This is a genomic window from Pseudomonas sp. NPDC089752, from assembly GCF_044748725.1.
Taxonomy (GTDB): Bacteria; Pseudomonadota; Gammaproteobacteria; order Pseudomonadales; family Pseudomonadaceae; genus Aquipseudomonas.
Genome location: NZ_JBIVGP010000003.1, coordinates 255,456 through 272,481, shown reverse-complemented (window position 1 = coordinate 272,481; position 17,026 = coordinate 255,456). Strand labels below are relative to the sequence as shown.

Below are 17,026 nucleotides of genomic sequence, written 5' to 3'. Positions count from 1 at the left end.
CTGTGGGAGCGGGCTTGCCCGCGAACGGGGGCGACACCGCCCGCAGATCGTTACATCAGTCTTCCAGCAGCTCTTCGGCGGTACCGAGGATGTTGTCCAGGGTGAAACCGAATTCCTCGAACAGTGCGCTGGCCGGAGCCGATTCACCGTAGGTGGTCATGCCGATGATACGGCCTTCCAGGCCGACGTACTTGTACCAGAAGTCGGCGTGGGCGGCTTCGATGGCGATGCGCGCACCGACTTCCAGCGGCAGCACGGACTGCTTGTAGGCAGCGTCCTGGGCGTCGAACACGCTGGTGCTCGGCATCGACACGACGCGCACCTTGCGGCCTTGTTCGCTCAGTTTGTCGAATGCCTGCACGGCCAGGCCCACTTCGGAACCGGTGGCGATCAGGATCAGCTCAGGCTCGCCGGCGCAGTCTTTGAGCACGTAACCGCCACGGGCGATATCGGCGATCTGCTGGGCATCGCGGTCCTGGTGCTGCAGGTTCTGGCGCGAGAAGATCAGCGCCGACGGGCCGTCCTTGCGCTCCAGGGCGTGCTTCCAGGACACCGCCGACTCGACGGCGTCGGCTGGGCGCCAGGTATCCAGGTTCGGCGTGCTGCGCAGGCTGGTCAGCTGCTCGATCGGCTGGTGAGTCGGGCCGTCTTCGCCCAGGCCGATGGAGTCGTGGGTGTAGACATGGATCACACGCTGCTTCATCAGAGCGGACATGCGCACGGCGTTGCGCGCGTACTCCATGAACATCAGGAAGGTCGCGCCGTAAGGCACCAGGCCACCGTGCAGGGCAACGCCGTTCATGATCGCGGTCATGCCGAACTCGCGCACGCCGTAGTACATGTAGTTGCCGTTGGCATCTTCATGGCTGACGCCCTTGCAACCTTTCCACAGGGTCAGGTTGGAGCCGGCGAGGTCGGCCGAACCGCCGAGCAGTTCCGGCAGCAGCGGGCCGAAGGCGTTCAGGGTGTTCTGGCTGGCCTTGCGGCTGGCGATGGTTTCACCCTTGGCAGCGACTTCAGCGATGTAGGCAGAGGCCTTTTCGGCGAAGTCGGCCGGCAGGTCGCCGCTCAGACGGCGCTTGAGCTCACCGGCCAGTTCCGGGAAGGCGGCGGCGTAGGCGTCGAAACGCTGGTTCCACTCGGCTTCGGCCTTGGCACCAGCTTCTTTGGCATCCCACTCGGCGTAGATGTCGGCAGGCACTTCGAACGGGCCGTGGTTCCAGTTCAGCTCTTTGCGGGCCAGGGCGATTTCATCGTTGCCCAGCGGAGCGCCGTGGCAGTCTTCCTTGCCCTGCTTGTTCGGCGAGCCGAAACCGATGATGGTCTTGCAGCAGATCAGGGTCGGACGGTCGCTCTTGCGCGCAGTCTCGATGGCGGTGCGAATTTCATCGGCGTCGTGGCCGTTGACGTTGCGGATCACCAGCCAGTTGTACGACTCGAAGCGCTTCGGCGTGTCGTCGGTGAACCAGCCTTCGACTTCACCGTCGATGGAGATGCCGTTGTCGTCATAGAAGGCGACCAGCTTGTTCAGGCCCAGGGTGCCGGCCAGCGAGGCGACTTCGTGGGAAATGCCTTCCATCATGCAGCCGTCGCCGAGGAACACGTAGGTGTTGTGGTCGACGATGTTGTGGCCTTCACGGTTGAACTGGGCGCCCAGTACCTTTTCCGCCAGGGCGAAGCCCACGGCGTTGGCCAGGCCCTGGCCCAGCGGACCGGTGGTGGTCTCGACACCTGGGGTGTAGCCGAATTCAGGGTGGCCCGGGGTACGGCTGTGCAGCTGGCGGAACGACTTGAGGTCATCGACGGTGACGTCGTAGCCGGTCAGGTGCAGCAGCGAGTAGATCAGCATCGAGCCATGGCCGTTGGACAGCACGAAGCGGTCGCGATCGGCGAAGTTCGGGTTGCTCGGGTTGTGCTTCAGATAGTCGCGCCAAAGCACTTCGGCGATATCCGCCATGCCCATGGGGGCACCTGGATGGCCGCTGTTGGCCTTTTGCACGGCATCCATGCTGAGGGCACGAATGGCGTTGGCACGTTCACGACGGCTGGGCATCGCTTATCTCCTGGGGCTTGAATAGGTGGTGTTACGAAAAAAGGCGACCATTTTCGCCCACTGCGGGGGCCGGGGGCAATGACGGATGGTCGCAGTTGGGGGAATTTCCTGTGATTGACCGCCAATCCGGCGGAAAAACCGGCCAGCCGCTCCGCCCATCCGCCAATATCAAAACTTTTTGATATTGACCTTGCGGGTGCCGCCTTGCCTGTCTAGACTGCCGCACCATGAACCTTCGCGCGCAATCCATTCCTCAGCAAAGCGACGCCCTGGCCGCCCTGTGCAAAGCCAGTGGCGACGAGTTGCGCCTGAACGTCTTGCGCGCCCTGGCCAGCGACTCGTTCGGGGTGCTGGAGCTGGCGCAGATTTTCGACATCGGCCAATCGGGCATGAGCCACCACCTCAAAGTGCTGGCTCAGGCCGAACTGGTAGCCACGCGACGTGAAGGCAACGCGATCTTCTACCGCCGCGCCCTGCCCGACTGCCACCGCCTCGGCGGACGTTTGCACACGGCGCTGCTCGAAGAGGTGGACGAACTGAGCTTGCCGCAGGATGTGCAGGCGCGCATCGCCCAGGTGCAACTGCGCCGCGCCGCCACCAGCCAGGATTTCTTCCTGCGCGTGGAAGAGAAATTCCGCGCCCAGCAGGACCTGATCGCCGGTCTGCCGCAATACCGCGAAAGCCTGCTGGCCTTGCTCGACACACTGAATTTCGAGCCAGCCGCCAGCGCGTTGGAAGTCGGCCCCGGTGACGGCGGCTTTCTGCCTGACCTGGCCCAGCGCTTCGCCACCGTCACGGCCCTGGACAACAGCCCGACCATGCTCGAGCTGGCGCGCCAGGTCTGCGAACGCGAGCGCCTGGATAACGTAAACCTGCAGTTGGCCGATGCACTGGGTGCAACGGATGTGGAAGCCGACTGCGTTGTGCTGAACATGGTCCTGCACCATTTCAGCGACCCGGCCCTGGCATTGCGCCAGCTGGCCAAACGGGTGAAGGCGGGCGGCAGCCTGCTGGTCACCGAACTGTGCAGCCATGACCAGGGGTGGGCGCGGGAAGCCTGCGGCGACCTCTGGCTCGGTTTCGAACAGGACGACCTGGCCCGTTGGGCCAACGCTGCCGGGCTGGCCCCGGGGGACAGCCTCTATGTGGGCTTGCGTAACGGTTTCCAGATCCAGGTCCGGCATTTTCAGCGGACGGCTGGCGACACACACCATCGGTAAATTTTAGGAACCCGTCGAGATGAGCGAATACTCCCTTTTCACCTCCGAGTCCGTGTCCGAAGGGCATCCGGACAAGATCGCCGACCAGATTTCGGACGCGGTGCTGGATGCCATCATCACCCAGGACAAATATGCCCGCGTGGCCTGTGAAACCCTGGTCAAGACCGGTGTCGCCATCATCGCCGGCGAAGTCACCACCTCGGCCTGGGTCGACCTGGAAGATCTGGTGCGTAAAGTCATCATCGACATCGGCTACAACAGCTCCGACGTCGGCTTCGACGGTGCCACCTGCGCCGTGATGAACATCATCGGCAAGCAGTCGGTGGATATCGCCCAGGGCGTCGACCGCTCCAAGCCGGAAGACCAGGGTGCTGGCGACCAGGGTCTGATGTTCGGCTATGCCAGCAACGAAACCGACGTGCTGATGCCGGCGCCGATCTGCTTCTCGCACCGCCTGGTCGAGCGCCAGGCCGAAGCGCGCAAGTCCGGCCTGCTGCCGTGGCTGCGTCCGGACGCCAAGTCGCAGGTCACCTGCCGCTACGAGAACGGCAAGGTCGTCGGCATCGACGCCGTCGTCCTGTCGACCCAGCACAACCCTGAAGTCTCGCAAAAAGACCTGCAGGAAGCGGTGATGGAGCTGATCGTCAAGCACACCCTGCCGGCCGAGCTGCTGCACAAGGGCACCCAGTACCACATCAACCCGACCGGCAACTTCATCATCGGCGGCCCGGTGGGTGACTGCGGCCTGACCGGCCGCAAGATCATCGTCGACTCCTACGGCGGCATGGCCCGCCACGGTGGTGGCGCGTTCTCCGGCAAGGACCCATCCAAGGTCGACCGTTCCGCCGCCTACGCCGGCCGCTACGTGGCCAAGAACATCGTCGCCGCCGGCCTGGCCGAGCGTTGCGAGATTCAGGTGTCCTACGCCATCGGCGTCGCTCAGCCGACCTCCATCTCGATCAACACCTTCGGCACCGGCAAGGTCTCCGACGACAAGATCATCCAGCTGGTACGCGAGTGCTTCGACCTGCGCCCGTACGCCATCACCAAGATGCTCGACCTGCTGCACCCGATGTACCAGGAAACCGCTTCCTACGGCCACTTCGGCCGCGAACCACAGCAGAAGACCGTCGGCGACGACACCTTCACCACCTTTACCTGGGAGCGTACCGACCGCGCCCAATCGCTGCGTGACGCTGCCGGGCTGTAATTCCTACAGCGGTAGATGAAAGCCCTTGCCGAGTGATCGGCAGGGGCTTTTTTGTGACATATCGGCTGACAACTGCGCAGGGCATGGACAGGCTCATTTGCCTAGGCTGAGGCTTCCACTTTGCCAAGCAAGGATGCTGGCCATGCCTTTCACATTGCTGATGCTATTGCTGTTACTGGCCCCTGCGGCCCTGGCCTTCGACTGCCCGACCTGGTCATCAGGGCGAGCGCAAGCGGAGGTCAGCCAGCTGCGCGAAACCCTTGGCCAATGGGACGACCACTACCATCGCCTTGGCGAGTCGTTGGTATCCGATGAACTTTACGACCAAAGCCGCCAGCGCCTGATGGGCCTGCAACGCTGCTTTGCGGTCGATGGCGAACTGGATTCGCTGGCCAGCGCGCGCGGCCCGGTTGCCCATCCGGTGGCGCATACGGGCGTTGAAAAACTCCCTGACGAAAAGGCCGTGACTCGGTGGCTGGCCGGCAAGCAAGGCGTGTGGCTGCAGCCGAAGGTCGACGGCGTTGCCACCACGCTGATCTATCGGCAAGGGCGGCTGATACGGCTGCTAAGCCGGGGGGATGGCATTCATGGGCATGACTGGAGCCGCCATCTCGCTGTGCTGGGCAGCATCAACCAGGAATTGCCGCAACCGCTCGACCTGGTGCTGCAGGGTGAACTGTATTTGCGCCTGGAGGGGCATGTGCAGGCCCAGGCTGGCAGCGCCAACGCCCGTGGCGGGGTGGCTGGGCTGCTGGCACGCAAGCAACTCAGTCGTGAGCAGGGTGCCAGCATTGGTTTGTTCGTCTGGGACTGGCCGCAAGGCCCCGATAATCAGGCCGAGCGCCTGGCACAGCTGGCTGTCTTGGGATTCCCCGACAGCCAGCACTACAGTGTCGCCGTGACCGGCGTGGACGAGGCCGAATACTGGCGACAGCACTGGTATCGCTCGCCGCTGCCCTTCGCCACGGACGGCGTGATTCTGCGCCAGGACAGCCGCCCGGCCGCCGAACGCTGGCAGGCCAATACCCCCTATTGGATCGCCGCCTGGAAATACCCGTTCGCCCAGGCACTGGCAGAGGTGCGCGACGTGCGCTTTCGCATCGGCCGCACCGGCAGGGTCACCCCGCTGCTCAAGTTGCAGCCGGTCACCCTGGATGATCGCCGCATCAGCCAGGTCAGCCTGGGTTCGCTGGCCCGCTGGCAAACGCTCGATATCCGCCCGGGCGATCAGATCGCAATCAGCCTGGCCGGGCTGACCATTCCTCGCTTCGACCAGGTAATTCACCGCGCCGTGGAGCGGCAGCCGCTAACTGTGCCCGAATTGGAACGCTACGGCCCACACACCTGCTGGCAAGCCAGCGAAGTCTGTGAAGAACAATTCATTGCCCGCCTAGTCTGGCTCGGGGGCAAGCAAGGACTGGCCATACCAGGCATGGGGCCCGGCAACTGGCGGCGACTGGTCGAAGCCGGCCTAGTGACATCGCTAACGGACTGGTTGCTACTCGATACCCAGCAGTTAAGGACAGTTCCAGGCATCAGTGAGCGAAGCGCCGCACAGCTGCAGCGCAGTTTCGAACTTGCCCGCAGCAGGCCTTTCAGCCAATGGGTGAAGGGTCTGGGTGCACCTGCCTCGATTCATGTACAGAAGGATGAGAACTGGCCAACCTTGGCCAGCCGGTCCGTCAGCGCCTGGCAAGCCTTGCCCGGCATAGGCGAAACTCGCGCCAAGCAACTTGCGAATTTCTTCGCCAATTCCGAAGTTCAACACATGGCCACGCTGCTGGGCGACAGAGGGATCGATGGCTTCCGGCCGTCAGATGACGTGGACTTGCAATGAATCACCGGCATGAGATGCATGGAATATTGCTGGATATCAGCCTCAAAAGCCGACCAAGGGTTTATAAATCAGCAAAATCAAGGCAGGATTTCCTCACTTTTTGCTGCCCCGCCCCTTGCAGGAGGCTTTTCATGAAACGTATTTCCACCCTTTTCCTGTTGGCGACTTTCGCCCTGTCGGCACACGCCGCCGAAGACCGACCGGCCCTGACCGGTTGCGCCGCCAAGCGCCAAGCCATCAGCGAACAGATCGAACAGGCCAAGGCGCACGGCAACAGTGAGCAGCAGGCTGGCCTTGAAAAGGCCCTGAGCGAAGTCGCAGCGAACTGCACCGACGCAGGTCTGCGCAAAGAGCGTGAACAGAAGGTGCTCGATGCTCGTCATGAGGTCAACCAGCGCACCAAGGACTTGGACAAGGCAATGAAGAAGGGCGATCCTGAGAAGATCAACAAGCGCAAGGACAAACTGGCCGAGGCGAAGAAGGAGCTGCAGGAAGCGGTGGACGACCTGGAGCGATGACTCAGGATCGCTAAACGCGAGAGGAAACCGACCGGGTTCAAAGAGACTTCCGTCACGTGCGCCAACCAGCGCCCCATCGACCGCTGGCTGGTGCGTCAGTGATTGCGAAACTCCGTGTGGCAGGCTTTGCAAGCTGCCTCGACCTTATCCATGGGTGCCTTGAGCATCGCCATATCCAATGGCTGCTTGCGCGTCACCGTCAGCAGTTCGCCCGTCACCCCTTCCAACGCCTGCGCCAACTCCTGGAAACGCGCCTGACGCTCCCACACCTCAGGCAGGGCACTGCTCTCACCCTCATCCTTCAGCTGTGGGAAATGTTGCCACGGCGCATGGGCCAGGCCATCGAGTTTCACCGCGCCATCGGCGAACTTCGCGCCGTCGAACGGCAACCGCCCACGCAGCATGCCGCCCATGTCTTCGCTGGTCTTGAGCATCTGCTTGAAGATCGCCTTGCGCTGCCCCAGCGGTGAGTTAGGATCGACACGGTCGCAAGCGACCAGGGACAGGCTGATCAGCAGCACGGCGGTGAAACATTTGAACATCACGGTCACATTGGCAGCCCAAAGGGGCCACAGTATCCTCGCCCGCTCGACAAAGACCAATACCCTTACGAACGCTACGGGCAACTTTCATCTGTTGCCCTCCAAGGATTCATTCATGAAATCTGCTCTGCGCCAACTCGCCTGGGCGCTGCCGGCCCTGGCTTTGCTGGCCGGCTGCAATGGCGGCGAAAACGCCCAGCCCGAGCCTCATGCCATCGCAACCTACAGCCCAGCCACCTGGAAAGACCTGCCTGCGGTCAGCGACGACGATCTGCTGAGCGGCTTCTACGCCTGGCGCAGCGGTTGCGAAAAACTCAAGCGCGACCCGGTGTGGGCAGCCACGTGCGAAGCAGCCGGCAGCGATACCGCAAGCGCCGATCAGGTGCGCACGTTCCTTGAACAGAACCTGCAGGTGTACGGCCTGCGCTCGGCCGAGAACAGCGCGACTGGCCTGATCACCGGCTATTACGAACCGGTCTACCCCGGCAGCCTGCAACGCACCGATGCCGCCCAGGTGCCGGTGTATGGCATTCCGGACGACATGATCGTGGTCGACCTGGCCAGCGTCTATCCCGAACTCAAGGGCAAGCGCCTGCGCGGCCGCCTCGATGGTCGGGTACTCAAGCCCTACGACACCGCCGAAACGATCTACCGCGATGGCGTCAAGGCCCCGGTACTGGCCTGGCTGACTGATCCCATGGACCTGCAGTTCCTGCAAATCCAGGGCTCCGGACGGGTCGCGCTGGAAAATGGCCGGCAACTGCGCCTGGGTTACGCCGACCAGAACGGCCACCCGTACCGCCCGATCGGCCGCTGGTTGATCGAGCAGGGCCAGCTGAAGAAGGAAGACGTAAGCATGGGCGCCATTCACGCCTGGGCCCAGGCCAACCCACAGCGGGTGCCGGAGCTTTTGGCCAGCAACCCCAGCTATGTGTTCTTCAGTACTCGTCCGGACAGCAACGAAGGCCCGCGCGGCTCGCTCAACGTGCCGCTGACCGCCGGCTACAGCGTGGCCATCGACCGCAAGGTGATCCCATTGGGCAGCTTGCTGTGGCTATCGACCACCCGCCCTGACGGCACACCGGTGGTACGGCCAGTGGGCGCCCAGGATACCGGCGGTGCGATTACCGGCGAGGTGCGCGCGGACCTGTTCTGGGGCACCGGGCCTGAGGCCGGTGAACTGGCGGGCAACATGAAGCAGCAGGGGCAGATCTGGATGCTGTGGCCGAAGGGCAAGCCCCTGCCTGAAGTGCCAAAGGTTCCTTGAGGTGGGTGCGGCTTCAGCCGCGAAGCAAGCGCCGCAGTGCATGGCACCGGCTTCGCCGGTGTTCGCGGCTAAAGCCGCTCCCACAGGGGCTGCACCAGCTTTCAGGCGGAGACGACGAAGAACGACACGATCAGCGCCAACCCGGCAAACCACACCAGCGATCGCAACGCCGCCCAGTCCGCCAGGTAGCAAATGATGTAGAGCAGCCGGCTGGTGATGTACATCACCCCCAGCACGTCCTGGGTCACCTGCTCGGCATTGCCGACGATGTCGGCCACCAGCACCGCCGCCGCGAAAGCCGGAAACGCTTCGTAGCTGTTCTGCTGCGCAGCATGGGCGCGGCGCGGCAGGCCCGACAGCGTGTCGAGGAAAGCACGCGGGTCGTGATTGTCCTTGAGGCCGAAGCGGCCGCTGGACACCTTGGCGATCAACGCGCAGAGCGGTGCGAGGAACAACGCGATGAGGATGCACCACAGGGCAACGGTCATGGACAGGACTCCTTGTTCAATAGAGAGGTTAGAGCTTCATCACCAGCATGCCTGCCAGCACCAGCCCGCAAGCTAGGAGTCTCGGCCCGCCAAAAGGTTCTTTGAGGTAGCGCATGCCCAGCAGCACCACCAGGATCACGCTCAATTCCCGCAATGCGGCCGCCTCTGCCACCGAGCCCAGGTGCATGGCCCATAGCACGAGCGCGTAGCTGAACAGCACGCAAAACCCTACGGCCAAACCCAGACGCCACTGCAGGCGCCAGAACAGCACGAACGGCGCCCGCCGCGCCACACCGGCCAACAGTGGAAACGGCCAGGCACTGAGCAGGGTCAGCCACACCAGGTAATCCCAGGGTTTGCCCCACAGACGCACGGCCTGCCCGTCGAACCAGGTGTAACAGCCAATGCAAAGGCCGATCAGCGCTACCACCGGCAGCATCGACCAGGGCAACCGATCGCCCCCACCGCCCTGCCACAGCAGGCAGGCCATGCCACAGGGGATCAGCAGGATGCCAATGATCTGCTGCTGGCTGAGCGACTCGCCCGCGAACGCCAGGGTCAACCCCAGCACCACCAGCGGCGACAGCCCGCGCATCAGAGGATAGACCAGCCCCAGGTCGCCGACGCGGTAGGCCTTGATCAGCAGGACCCGGTACAACTGCTCCGCCAGCGCCGAGGCGATCAGCCAGGGCCAGATCTCGGCAGGCGGCAGGTCGACGAAGGCCACGGCGAGGACGGCGAACGCCAGCGCCACCAGGTCCATGCTGGCGATGACCAGCAGGCGCTCGCCACTGAATTTGATCAGGGTGTTCCAGGTCGCGTGCAGCAGCGCGGCGACTAGTACCAGGGAAGTTGCCAGCACGGCTTCGGGGGTCCTTGTGCATGTCGAAAGTTTTTTGGCGCTCTTGAGATCGAGCGCCGCCCGCGCGGCGCATCGCGGATGAATCCGCTCCTACGGTCTACCTCTGGCCAGTTATGCCTGCGGCATCTGGGCTGTCAGTCTTGGCGCACGCGTCGATATCGAGTCGTATACACCAGGCGGACAGTGAAAATGTGCCAGACATAACTGGCCGAAGGTAGACCGTAGGAGCGGATTCATCCGCGATGCGCCGCGCGGGCGGCGCTCGATCTCAAGGGCGCAACAAGGCTCAAGACAAGCAAATGGAACATTCCCACTAATTCCAGTCAAATCCTGTGCCCCGAACCCCTCGCCAGGTCATCAAAGAACTGCCCGAGCCATTCGGGTTACGACTTGGAAGCCATTTGTACAGGACCTGGGATGCTTGAATTAGTTGCCGCGTTTATCTGCCTCACCACCCTCCTCACCTACGTAAACTACCGTTTCATCGGCCTGCCCCCCGCCATCGGCGTGATGGTCACCGCCTTGCTGTTCTCCCTGATATTGCAGGGCCTGAGCCTGATCGGCTTCCCCGGCCTGGAAGAACGCGTCGAAGGCTTGATGAACCAGATCGACTTCAATGACCTGCTGATGCACTGGATGCTGGCGTTCCTGCTGTTCGCCGGCGCACTGCATGTCAACCTCAACGATTTGCGCAGCTACCGCTGGCCGATCGGGCTGCTGGCAACGATAGGCGTGCTGATCGCCACCGTGGTGATCGGCTACCTTTCGCAATGGGTGTTCGGGCTGTTCGGCTGGAACCTGCCGCTGATCTATTGCCTGTTGTTTGGCGCATTGATCTCCCCCACCGACCCGATCGCCGTGCTCGGCGCGCTGCGCACCGCGAATGCCTCCAAGCCGTTGAAGACCACCATCGTCGGCGAGTCGCTGTTCAACGATGGCACTGCAGTGGTGGTGTTCACCGTGCTGCTCGGCATCATCCAGTTGGGTGAGACGCCCAGCATCAGCGACACGGCGATCCTGTTCGCCCGCGAAGCCATCGGCGGCGTGGTGTTCGGCGGCCTGATCGGCTACGCCACCTACCGCATGATCAAGAGCGTCGAGCAGTATCAGGTCGAAGTCATGCTGACCTTGGCGCTGGTCATCGGCGGCTCGGCGATGTGCTATGAGCTGCACGTTTCGGCGCCGATCGCGATGGTCGTGGCCGGCCTGATCATCGGCAACCTGGGGCGCAACCTGGCGATGAACGACATGACCCGTCGCTACATGGACGGGTTCTGGGAGTTGATCGACGACATGCTCAACGCCCTGCTGTTCGCCCTGATCGGCCTGGAACTGTTGCTGCTGCCGTTCAACTGGCTGCACCTGGCGGCAGGCAGTGTACTGGCACTGGCGGTACTGCTGTCGCGGCTGCTGACCGTGGCACCGGCGATCCTGCTGCTGCGGCGCTGGCGCAGCGTGCCCAAGGGCACCATCCGGGTACTGACCTGGGGTGGTTTGCGGGGTGGTGTGTCGGTAGCGCTGGCGCTGTCGCTGCCGCTGGGTGAGGAACGGGACCTGTTGCTGTCGATCACCTACATCGTGGTGCTGTCGTCGATCCTGGTGCAGGGGTTGAGCGTCGGCCGCGTCGTGCGCAAGGTCAGCGCGCAGCCTTGAGATAGGTTGCGCCCTTTTCGCGGGCAAGCCCGCTCCCACATGGACAGCGCAGGCCCCTGTGGGAGCGGGCTTGCCCGCGAAGCGGTGAATACAGGTCTTATTCCACTGCACTGTCCGGGAACTGGTCCTGCACATACTTGATCTCGGTCCGCCCGTGCGCTGCCGGCATGCCATCCTCGCCCAGGTTGACGAAGACCATCTTGTCGACCGTCAGGATGCTCTTGCGGGTGATCTTGTTGCGCACTTCGCACTTGAGGGTGATCGAAGTACGGCCGAACTCGGTGGCGGTAATGCCCAGTTCGATGATGTCGCCCTGGCGCGAAGCACTGACGAAGTTGATCTCCGACATGTACTTGGTCACCACGCGCTGATTGCCGAGCTGGACGATGGCATAGATCGCCGCCTCTTCGTCGATCCAGCGCAGCAGGCTGCCACCGAACAATGTGCCGTTGGGATTGAGATCTTCGGGTTTAACCCATTTGCGGGTGTGAAAGTTCATCTGTACTCCTGAGCGGCTTGGCTAACGTGCAGTAATGATGGCAGAGCGGCCGCTGGCTCTCCATTGAACATCGACTATCGTCTCGATTAATCGACAGAAAACCTTGGGCGATGACTCCCGCCAAGGCTATAATCCCTGCCGTTTTACATGGCGGCCCACAGCGGCGCCATGCCCGCCACCTGTCCGAGGGGCGCTGCAGCAGGTTCGACCTGTCAGGCTCGGATGGGGCGTTGTCCGCTCATGCGGTCGCTTGAACGCACAACGGCGCCCATTCGCACACTACGAATGGAGGCTCTCATGAGCGCTGTAAACACGCCTGCAGGTTTTAACGATTACAAGGTCGCCGACATCTCCCTGGCCGCCTGGGGTCGTCGCGAAACCATCATCGCCGAATCGGAAATGCCTGCCCTGATGGGCCTGCGTCGCAAGTACCTCGCCGAGCAGCCGCTCAAGGGTGCGAAGATCCTGGGCTGCATCCACATGACCATTCAGACTGCCGTGCTGATCGAAACCCTGGTTGCGCTGGGTGCCGAAGTACGCTGGTCGTCCTGCAACATCTTCTCCACTCAGGACCAGGCCGCTGCCTCCATCGCCGCCGCCGGCATCCCGGTGTTCGCCTGGAAGGGTGAAACCGAGGAAGAGTACGAGTGGTGCCTGGAGCAGACCATCCTCAAGGATGGCCAGCCATGGGACGCCAACATGATCCTCGACGACGGCGGCGACCTGACCGAGCTGCTGCACAAGAAATACCCGGCCGTCCTCGACCGCGTCCACGGCGTCACCGAAGAGACCACCACTGGCGTGCACCGCCTGCTGGACATGCTGGCCAAGGGCGAGCTGAAAGTCCCGGCGATCAACGTCAACGACTCGGTCACCAAGAGCAAGAACGACAACAAGTACGGCTGCCGTCACAGCCTCAACGACGCCATCAAGCGCGGCACCGACCACCTGCTGTCCGGCAAGCAGGCGCTGGTGATCGGCTACGGTGACGTGGGCAAGGGCTCGGCCCAGTCGCTGCGTCAGGAAGGCATGATCGTCAAGGTCACCGAAGTCGACCCGATTTGCGCCATGCAGGCCTGCATGGACGGCTTCGAGCTGGTCTCGCCGTTCATCGACGGCGTCAACGACGGCACCGAAGCCAGCATCGACAAGGCGCTGCTGGGCAAGATCGACCTGATCGTCACCACCACCGGTAACGTCAACGTCTGCGATGCCAACATGCTCAAGGCCCTGAAGAAGCGTGCGGTGGTCTGCAACATCGGCCACTTCGACAACGAGATCGACACCGCCTTCATGCGCAAGAACTGGGCGTGGGAAGAGGTCAAGCCACAGGTGCACAAGATCCACCGTACCGGCGCTGGCGACTTCGACGCACAGAACGACGATTACCTGATCCTGCTGGCCGAGGGCCGCCTGGTCAACCTGGGTAACGCCACCGGCCACCCAAGCCGCATCATGGACGGTTCGTTCGCCAACCAGGTGCTGGCGCAGATCTTCCTGTTCGAGCAGAAGTTCGCCGACCTGTCGGCCGAGAAGAAAGCCGAGCGTCTGACCGTTGAAGTGCTGCCGAAGAAACTCGACGAAGAAGTGGCCCTGGAAATGGTCCGCGGCTTCGGCGGCGTGGTCACCAAACTGACCAAGCAGCAAGCCGACTACATCGGTGTGACCGTCGAAGGCCCGTTCAAGCCACACGCCTACCGCTACTAAGCCGTGGCGAGCGCCAGGTGCATGCAGCCTGGCGCTTGTAGTCGTTGAATCTTGATCGATGCCCAAGCCAGGCCGGCCCCCACCGCCCTGGCTTTTACTTGCAGCTCGCGGCCCATGGCTTGCAGCTGAGGAAACAGAGATGTCACAAGAACGCCGCTACAGTTTCGAATTCTTTCCGACCAAGACCGATGCCGGTCACGAAAAGCTGATGGGCGTGGCTCGCCAGCTGGCCGCGTACAACCCGGACTTCTTCTCCTGCACCTACGGTGCCGGTGGATCGACCCGCGACCGCACCCTGAACACCGTGCTGCAGCTGGAAAACGAAGTGAAGGTTCCGGCCGCGCCGCACCTGTCGTGCGTCGGCGATACCAAGGACGAGCTGCGCGCACTGCTGGCCCAGTATCAGGCTGCCGGCATCAAGCGCATCGTCGCCCTGCGTGGCGACCTGCCGTCGGGCATGGGTATGGCCAGTGGTGAACTGCGCTATGCCAGCGACCTGGTCGAGTTCATCCGCCAGGAAAGCGCCGACCATTTCCACCTGGAAGTGGCCGCCTATCCGGAGATGCACCCCCAGGCACGCAACTTCGAGGCCGATCTGGCCAACTTCGTGCACAAGGTCAAGGCCGGTGCCGACAGCGCCATCACTCAGTACTTCTTCAATGCCGACAGCTATTTCTACTTCATCGAGCGCGCGCAGAAGCTGGGCGTGGATATCCCGATCGTGCCCGGCATCATGCCGATCACCAACTACAGCAAGCTGGCGCGTTTCTCCGACGCTTGTGGTGCAGAAATCCCACGTTGGATCCGCAAGCAACTGGAAGCCTACGGCGACGACAACGCCAGCATCCAGGCCTTCGGCGAAGAAGTGATCACCCGCATGTGCGAACAACTGCTGCAAGGCGGCGCACCGGGCCTGCACTTCTATACCCTGAACCAGGCAGAAGCGAGCCTGGCGATCTGGAACAACCTGAAGTTGCCTCGCTGAAACTTTTTGGCAAAGTCCCGTTCAGAAATGCTTAAGGCTTTAGTCATAGACTAAGGCCTTATTTACTTCTGGTTCCCACAGGTTTTGCCAGCCATGCAGTCTCTCTCGCCTTCGCGCCCTCAGCTGGTCTACCTGGCCTTCGGCCCTTCCACCTATCATCAGGAAGCCTGCTTCAGCATCGTCAGCGCCCTGGCGCACCTGGACGCGGCAGCGGGCGAAGCCATCGACATCCAGGTCTTTACCGACAACCCACAGCCCTATGATCAGCTGCCGGTTACCGTTCACCTGCTCGATGAGGCAACCCGCCAAGCCTGGAACCAACCCCACGGGTATCATTTCCGCAGCAAGCATGTGCTCATGCGCCAGGTGCTGCAGCAGCATCCGCTGGCCGTACTCATCGACACCGACACGTTCTTCCGCACGTCGCCGCTGCGACTCTTCCAGCGGGTCAAATCCGGCACGCTACTGTGCAACGCGTTCGGCGGGCGCTACGGCGAAAACCAGAAGTGTCTGCTGTACAAGAACCTGCTGACCATTCTGCAGGACCGCGGCCTGGCAGACTGCCAGATGCCCCTGGTCAATTCCGGCGTGATCGGCCTTACCGCAGACGACGCCGGCATCCTCGAGCACTCCATCGCCATGATGGACGAATTCCATCCGCTGGCCCGTGCAGCCTACACGCTGGAAGAGTTCTGCCTGGCCGTGGCGGCCTATCGCACACTGGCGCTGGCCGAATGCACCGACGTGATCCATCACTACTGGAGCCGCAAGGCTCAGTTCCGGGCCAAGATCCAGGCTTGGCTGCGCAAGCATGGGCACCAGCCCTTGAGCGCTGCCGCGCTGGCCGATGTGCTGCTGGTAAACGACCAGCTGCCGCGCCCACCTACCCTGCAGCGCCTGGGCTACAAGGCCCTGAGCATGACCATGCCCAGCCGCGAACGGCAGTTCGCTCGCGAGCTGCTGTATGGCAGCTACCCCTACCCCAACGAGTTCGACCGTGCCTGTGCACCGGCATGGTGGGACAAGGCGCTGCAAAACCTCAATGAGCGCTACGGCCGCATGGAACCCGAGCAACTGCGCCAGTGCCTGCGCCACCCAGGCCTGCGTCTGTCGCTCGGCGCTCGGCGCAAGGACATCGAGGCACATTTGCTGAGGGCTTCCCAACCCTGAGCCGCAGCACTGGTTTTGGCTTGTACGAGCGCGTAATCTCGCGCCATGCCGCACATCGTCAACTTGCTCTGCATCCTGCTGCTCGCCTGCCTGAGCCCGTTGGCGCAGGGCGAACGCTTGCGCCTGGTTACCGACGATTGGGCACCTTATGTCTATCGGGATGCCGGCCAAACCAAGGGCATCGACTACGAAGTCACCACTGAAGTGCTCAAACGCCTGGGAATAGAAGTGGAATGGCAGTTCCTGCCGTGGAAGCGCTGCCTGGCCATGATCGAGCACGGCCAGGCCGACGGCGTCATGGACATCTTCATGGTCGAGTCGCGCAAGGCGTACCTGGTCTATCCGCTCGAACCGATGTCGGATGTCGAGTTCGTGCTGTACCAGTCCAGCCGCCAGCGCCATGCCATCCACCAGTTGAGCGACCTCACCGGCCTGACCGTGGGCACCTCGCCCGGCTATGCCTACGGCGCCGAATTCACTGATGCGCCGGGCTTTCGGCGCGAAGCCGCCCCCAGCCATGAAGCCAACTTTGGCAAACTGAAGCTGGGGCGCATTGATTTGCTGGTCACCGATCGCCTGGTCGGGCGCTACCTGCGCCGACAACTCGGCCTGGAGCAGCAGGTCGAGGAACTGCCGCTGGTGATCAGCCGTCAAGCCCAATACCTGGGGCTGGCGCGCAAACCCGGCCGCGAGGAACTGGCCCAGGCATTCAGCGCCGAGTTGCGCCGCTTCAAGCAGGAACCCAGCTACCTGGCGATAATCGAACGCTACATCGGCGACACCAGCCATCTTCCTGACGCCGTTGAGCAGCAGGAAAGCAGCACGCCGCGCTAGCTCTGTTATACTCGGGCCTTCCCGCCCGGCTCACGCCCGGACGCTCGGCCTCGCAACAGGCATCCCGATCGGCATCGACGCCCTCCTTGGCGTCCACCCTCCGTTTTCCGGATGTGCAGTGAAAGCCCAGCTGGACCGGACGCGATCGCATCCCTCCGATGCCCGTCGCGCCAGGCAGAAC

The 17,026-nt window shown here is 62.8% G+C and carries 15 protein-coding genes and 1 riboswitch; of the genes, 10 read left to right on the top strand and 5 right to left on the bottom strand.

Translation table 11 applies throughout. From position 1 onward, the window contains the following. Positions 1-55: 55 nt before the first annotated feature. A complete protein-coding gene (gene tkt / locus ACIPZF_RS06510; RefSeq protein WP_400796677.1) occupies positions 56-2,053 on the bottom strand; it encodes a transketolase in 1,998 nt (665 codons plus the stop codon). Between the two features lie 227 nt (positions 2,054-2,280). Here tkt and ACIPZF_RS06505 point away from each other — a divergent pair, with 227 nt between their 5' ends. The 4 genes from ACIPZF_RS06505 to ACIPZF_RS06490 all read left to right on the top strand — a co-directional run bounded on the left by ACIPZF_RS06505 (position 2,281) and on the right by ACIPZF_RS06490 (position 6,838). Further along, positions 2,281-3,273, top strand: coding sequence for an ArsR/SmtB family transcription factor (locus ACIPZF_RS06505; protein WP_400796674.1), 993 nt, complete (start codon positions 2,281-2,283; stop codon positions 3,271-3,273). A 19-nt stretch (positions 3,274-3,292) separates the two neighbouring features. Then, positions 3,293-4,483 carry a methionine adenosyltransferase gene (metK, locus tag ACIPZF_RS06500; RefSeq protein ID WP_400796671.1) on the top strand — a complete coding sequence of 397 codons (1,191 nt, stop codon included), beginning with the start codon at positions 3,293-3,295 and terminating at the stop codon, positions 4,481-4,483. Between the two features lie 142 nt (positions 4,484-4,625). Continuing rightward, positions 4,626-6,320 carry an NAD-dependent DNA ligase LigB gene (gene ligB, locus ACIPZF_RS06495; RefSeq protein ID WP_400796668.1) on the top strand — a complete coding sequence of 565 codons (1,695 nt, stop codon included), beginning with the start codon at positions 4,626-4,628 and terminating at the stop codon, positions 6,318-6,320. Between the two features lie 131 nt (positions 6,321-6,451). Further along, a complete protein-coding gene (locus ACIPZF_RS06490; protein ID WP_400796666.1) occupies positions 6,452-6,838 on the top strand; it encodes a DUF1090 domain-containing protein in 387 nt (128 codons plus the stop codon). A 95-nt stretch (positions 6,839-6,933) separates the two neighbouring features. Here the strand turns inward: ACIPZF_RS06490 and ACIPZF_RS06485 are convergent, their stop codons facing one another. Next, positions 6,934-7,380 (bottom strand): c-type cytochrome, encoded by a 447-nt coding sequence (locus tag ACIPZF_RS06485; protein WP_400796663.1) that lies wholly within the window; start codon positions 7,378-7,380, stop codon positions 6,934-6,936. Positions 7,381-7,495: 115 nt separating this feature from the next. Between ACIPZF_RS06485 and ACIPZF_RS06480 the strand changes: the two genes are divergently transcribed. Next, positions 7,496-8,647 (top strand): murein transglycosylase A, encoded by a 1,152-nt coding sequence (locus ACIPZF_RS06480; protein WP_400796660.1) that lies wholly within the window; start codon positions 7,496-7,498, stop codon positions 8,645-8,647. Positions 8,648-8,748: 101 nt separating this feature from the next. On the opposite strand, the gene ACIPZF_RS06475 is transcribed toward ACIPZF_RS06480, so the two are convergent. Both ACIPZF_RS06475 and ACIPZF_RS06470 read right to left on the bottom strand, forming a co-directional pair. Then, a complete protein-coding gene (locus tag ACIPZF_RS06475; protein WP_400796657.1) occupies positions 8,749-9,135 on the bottom strand; it encodes an MAPEG family protein in 387 nt (128 codons plus the stop codon). 28 nt (positions 9,136-9,163) lie between these two features. Next, positions 9,164-9,997: an EamA family transporter gene (locus ACIPZF_RS06470; RefSeq protein ID WP_400796655.1), complete on the bottom strand. Its 834-nt coding sequence runs from the start codon at positions 9,995-9,997 to the stop codon at positions 9,164-9,166. Positions 9,998-10,414: 417 nt separating this feature from the next. On the opposite strand from ACIPZF_RS06470, the gene ACIPZF_RS06465 reads away from it, so the two are divergent. Further along, entirely contained in the window at positions 10,415-11,650 is a 1,236-nt protein-coding gene (locus ACIPZF_RS06465) for a cation:proton antiporter (protein ID WP_400796652.1), read from the top strand. A 97-nt stretch (positions 11,651-11,747) separates the two neighbouring features. Here ACIPZF_RS06465 and ACIPZF_RS06460 read toward each other — a convergent pair whose 3' ends face one another. Continuing rightward, positions 11,748-12,149: an acyl-CoA thioesterase gene (locus tag ACIPZF_RS06460; RefSeq protein WP_027592453.1), complete on the bottom strand. Its 402-nt coding sequence runs from the start codon at positions 12,147-12,149 to the stop codon at positions 11,748-11,750. A gap of 179 nt (positions 12,150-12,328) precedes the next feature. After that, positions 12,329-12,426, top strand: a riboswitch (S-adenosyl-L-homocysteine riboswitch). Between the two features lie 20 nt (positions 12,427-12,446). Here ACIPZF_RS06460 and ahcY point away from each other — a divergent pair. The 4 genes from ahcY to ACIPZF_RS06440 all read left to right on the top strand — a co-directional run bounded on the left by ahcY (position 12,447) and on the right by ACIPZF_RS06440 (position 16,845). After that, a complete protein-coding gene (gene ahcY, locus ACIPZF_RS06455; RefSeq protein WP_400796647.1) occupies positions 12,447-13,856 on the top strand; it encodes an adenosylhomocysteinase in 1,410 nt (469 codons plus the stop codon). Between the two features lie 139 nt (positions 13,857-13,995). Further along, positions 13,996-14,841, top strand: a complete 846-nt coding sequence (gene metF / locus ACIPZF_RS06450) for a methylenetetrahydrofolate reductase [NAD(P)H] (RefSeq protein ID WP_400796645.1) — start codon at positions 13,996-13,998, stop codon at positions 14,839-14,841. 93 nt (positions 14,842-14,934) lie between these two features. Then, the gene (locus ACIPZF_RS06445) at positions 14,935-16,011 is read left to right on the top strand and encodes a hypothetical protein (RefSeq protein ID WP_400796642.1); all 1,077 of its coding nucleotides are present in this window, start codon (positions 14,935-14,937) and stop codon (positions 16,009-16,011) included. A gap of 45 nt (positions 16,012-16,056) precedes the next feature. Further along, positions 16,057-16,845, top strand: a complete 789-nt coding sequence (locus ACIPZF_RS06440; RefSeq protein ID WP_400796639.1) for a substrate-binding periplasmic protein — start codon at positions 16,057-16,059, stop codon at positions 16,843-16,845. Positions 16,846-17,026: the final 181 nt, after the last annotated feature.

What these genes read in the sequence shown, in the direction of transcription:
- ligB (WP_400796668.1), top strand. Translation starts at nt 4,626, where the DNA reads ATGCCTTTCACATTGCTGATGCTATTGCTGTTACTGGCCCCTGCGGCC.
- ACIPZF_RS06490 (WP_400796666.1), top strand. Translation starts at nt 6,452, where the DNA reads ATGAAACGTATTTCCACCCTTTTCCTGTTGGCGACTTTCGCCCTGTCG.
- ACIPZF_RS06485 (WP_400796663.1), bottom strand. Translation starts at nt 7,380, where the DNA reads ATGTTCAAATGTTTCACCGCCGTGCTGCTGATCAGCCTGTCCCTGGTC.
- ACIPZF_RS06480 (WP_400796660.1), top strand. Translation starts at nt 7,496, where the DNA reads ATGAAATCTGCTCTGCGCCAACTCGCCTGGGCGCTGCCGGCCCTGGCT.
- ACIPZF_RS06475 (WP_400796657.1), bottom strand. Translation starts at nt 9,135, where the DNA reads ATGACCGTTGCCCTGTGGTGCATCCTCATCGCGTTGTTCCTCGCACCG.
- metF (WP_400796645.1), top strand. Translation starts at nt 13,996, where the DNA reads ATGTCACAAGAACGCCGCTACAGTTTCGAATTCTTTCCGACCAAGACC.
- ACIPZF_RS06505 (WP_400796674.1), top strand. Translation starts at nt 2,281, where the DNA reads ATGAACCTTCGCGCGCAATCCATTCCTCAGCAAAGCGACGCCCTGGCC.
- ACIPZF_RS06440 (WP_400796639.1), top strand. Translation starts at nt 16,057, where the DNA reads ATGCCGCACATCGTCAACTTGCTCTGCATCCTGCTGCTCGCCTGCCTG.
- ACIPZF_RS06465 (WP_400796652.1), top strand. Translation starts at nt 10,415, where the DNA reads ATGCTTGAATTAGTTGCCGCGTTTATCTGCCTCACCACCCTCCTCACC.
- metK (WP_400796671.1), top strand. Translation starts at nt 3,293, where the DNA reads ATGAGCGAATACTCCCTTTTCACCTCCGAGTCCGTGTCCGAAGGGCAT.
- ACIPZF_RS06460 (WP_027592453.1), bottom strand. Translation starts at nt 12,149, where the DNA reads ATGAACTTTCACACCCGCAAATGGGTTAAACCCGAAGATCTCAATCCC.
- ahcY (WP_400796647.1), top strand. Translation starts at nt 12,447, where the DNA reads ATGAGCGCTGTAAACACGCCTGCAGGTTTTAACGATTACAAGGTCGCC.
- ACIPZF_RS06445 (WP_400796642.1), top strand. Translation starts at nt 14,935, where the DNA reads ATGCAGTCTCTCTCGCCTTCGCGCCCTCAGCTGGTCTACCTGGCCTTC.
- tkt (WP_400796677.1), bottom strand. Translation starts at nt 2,053, where the DNA reads ATGCCCAGCCGTCGTGAACGTGCCAACGCCATTCGTGCCCTCAGCATG.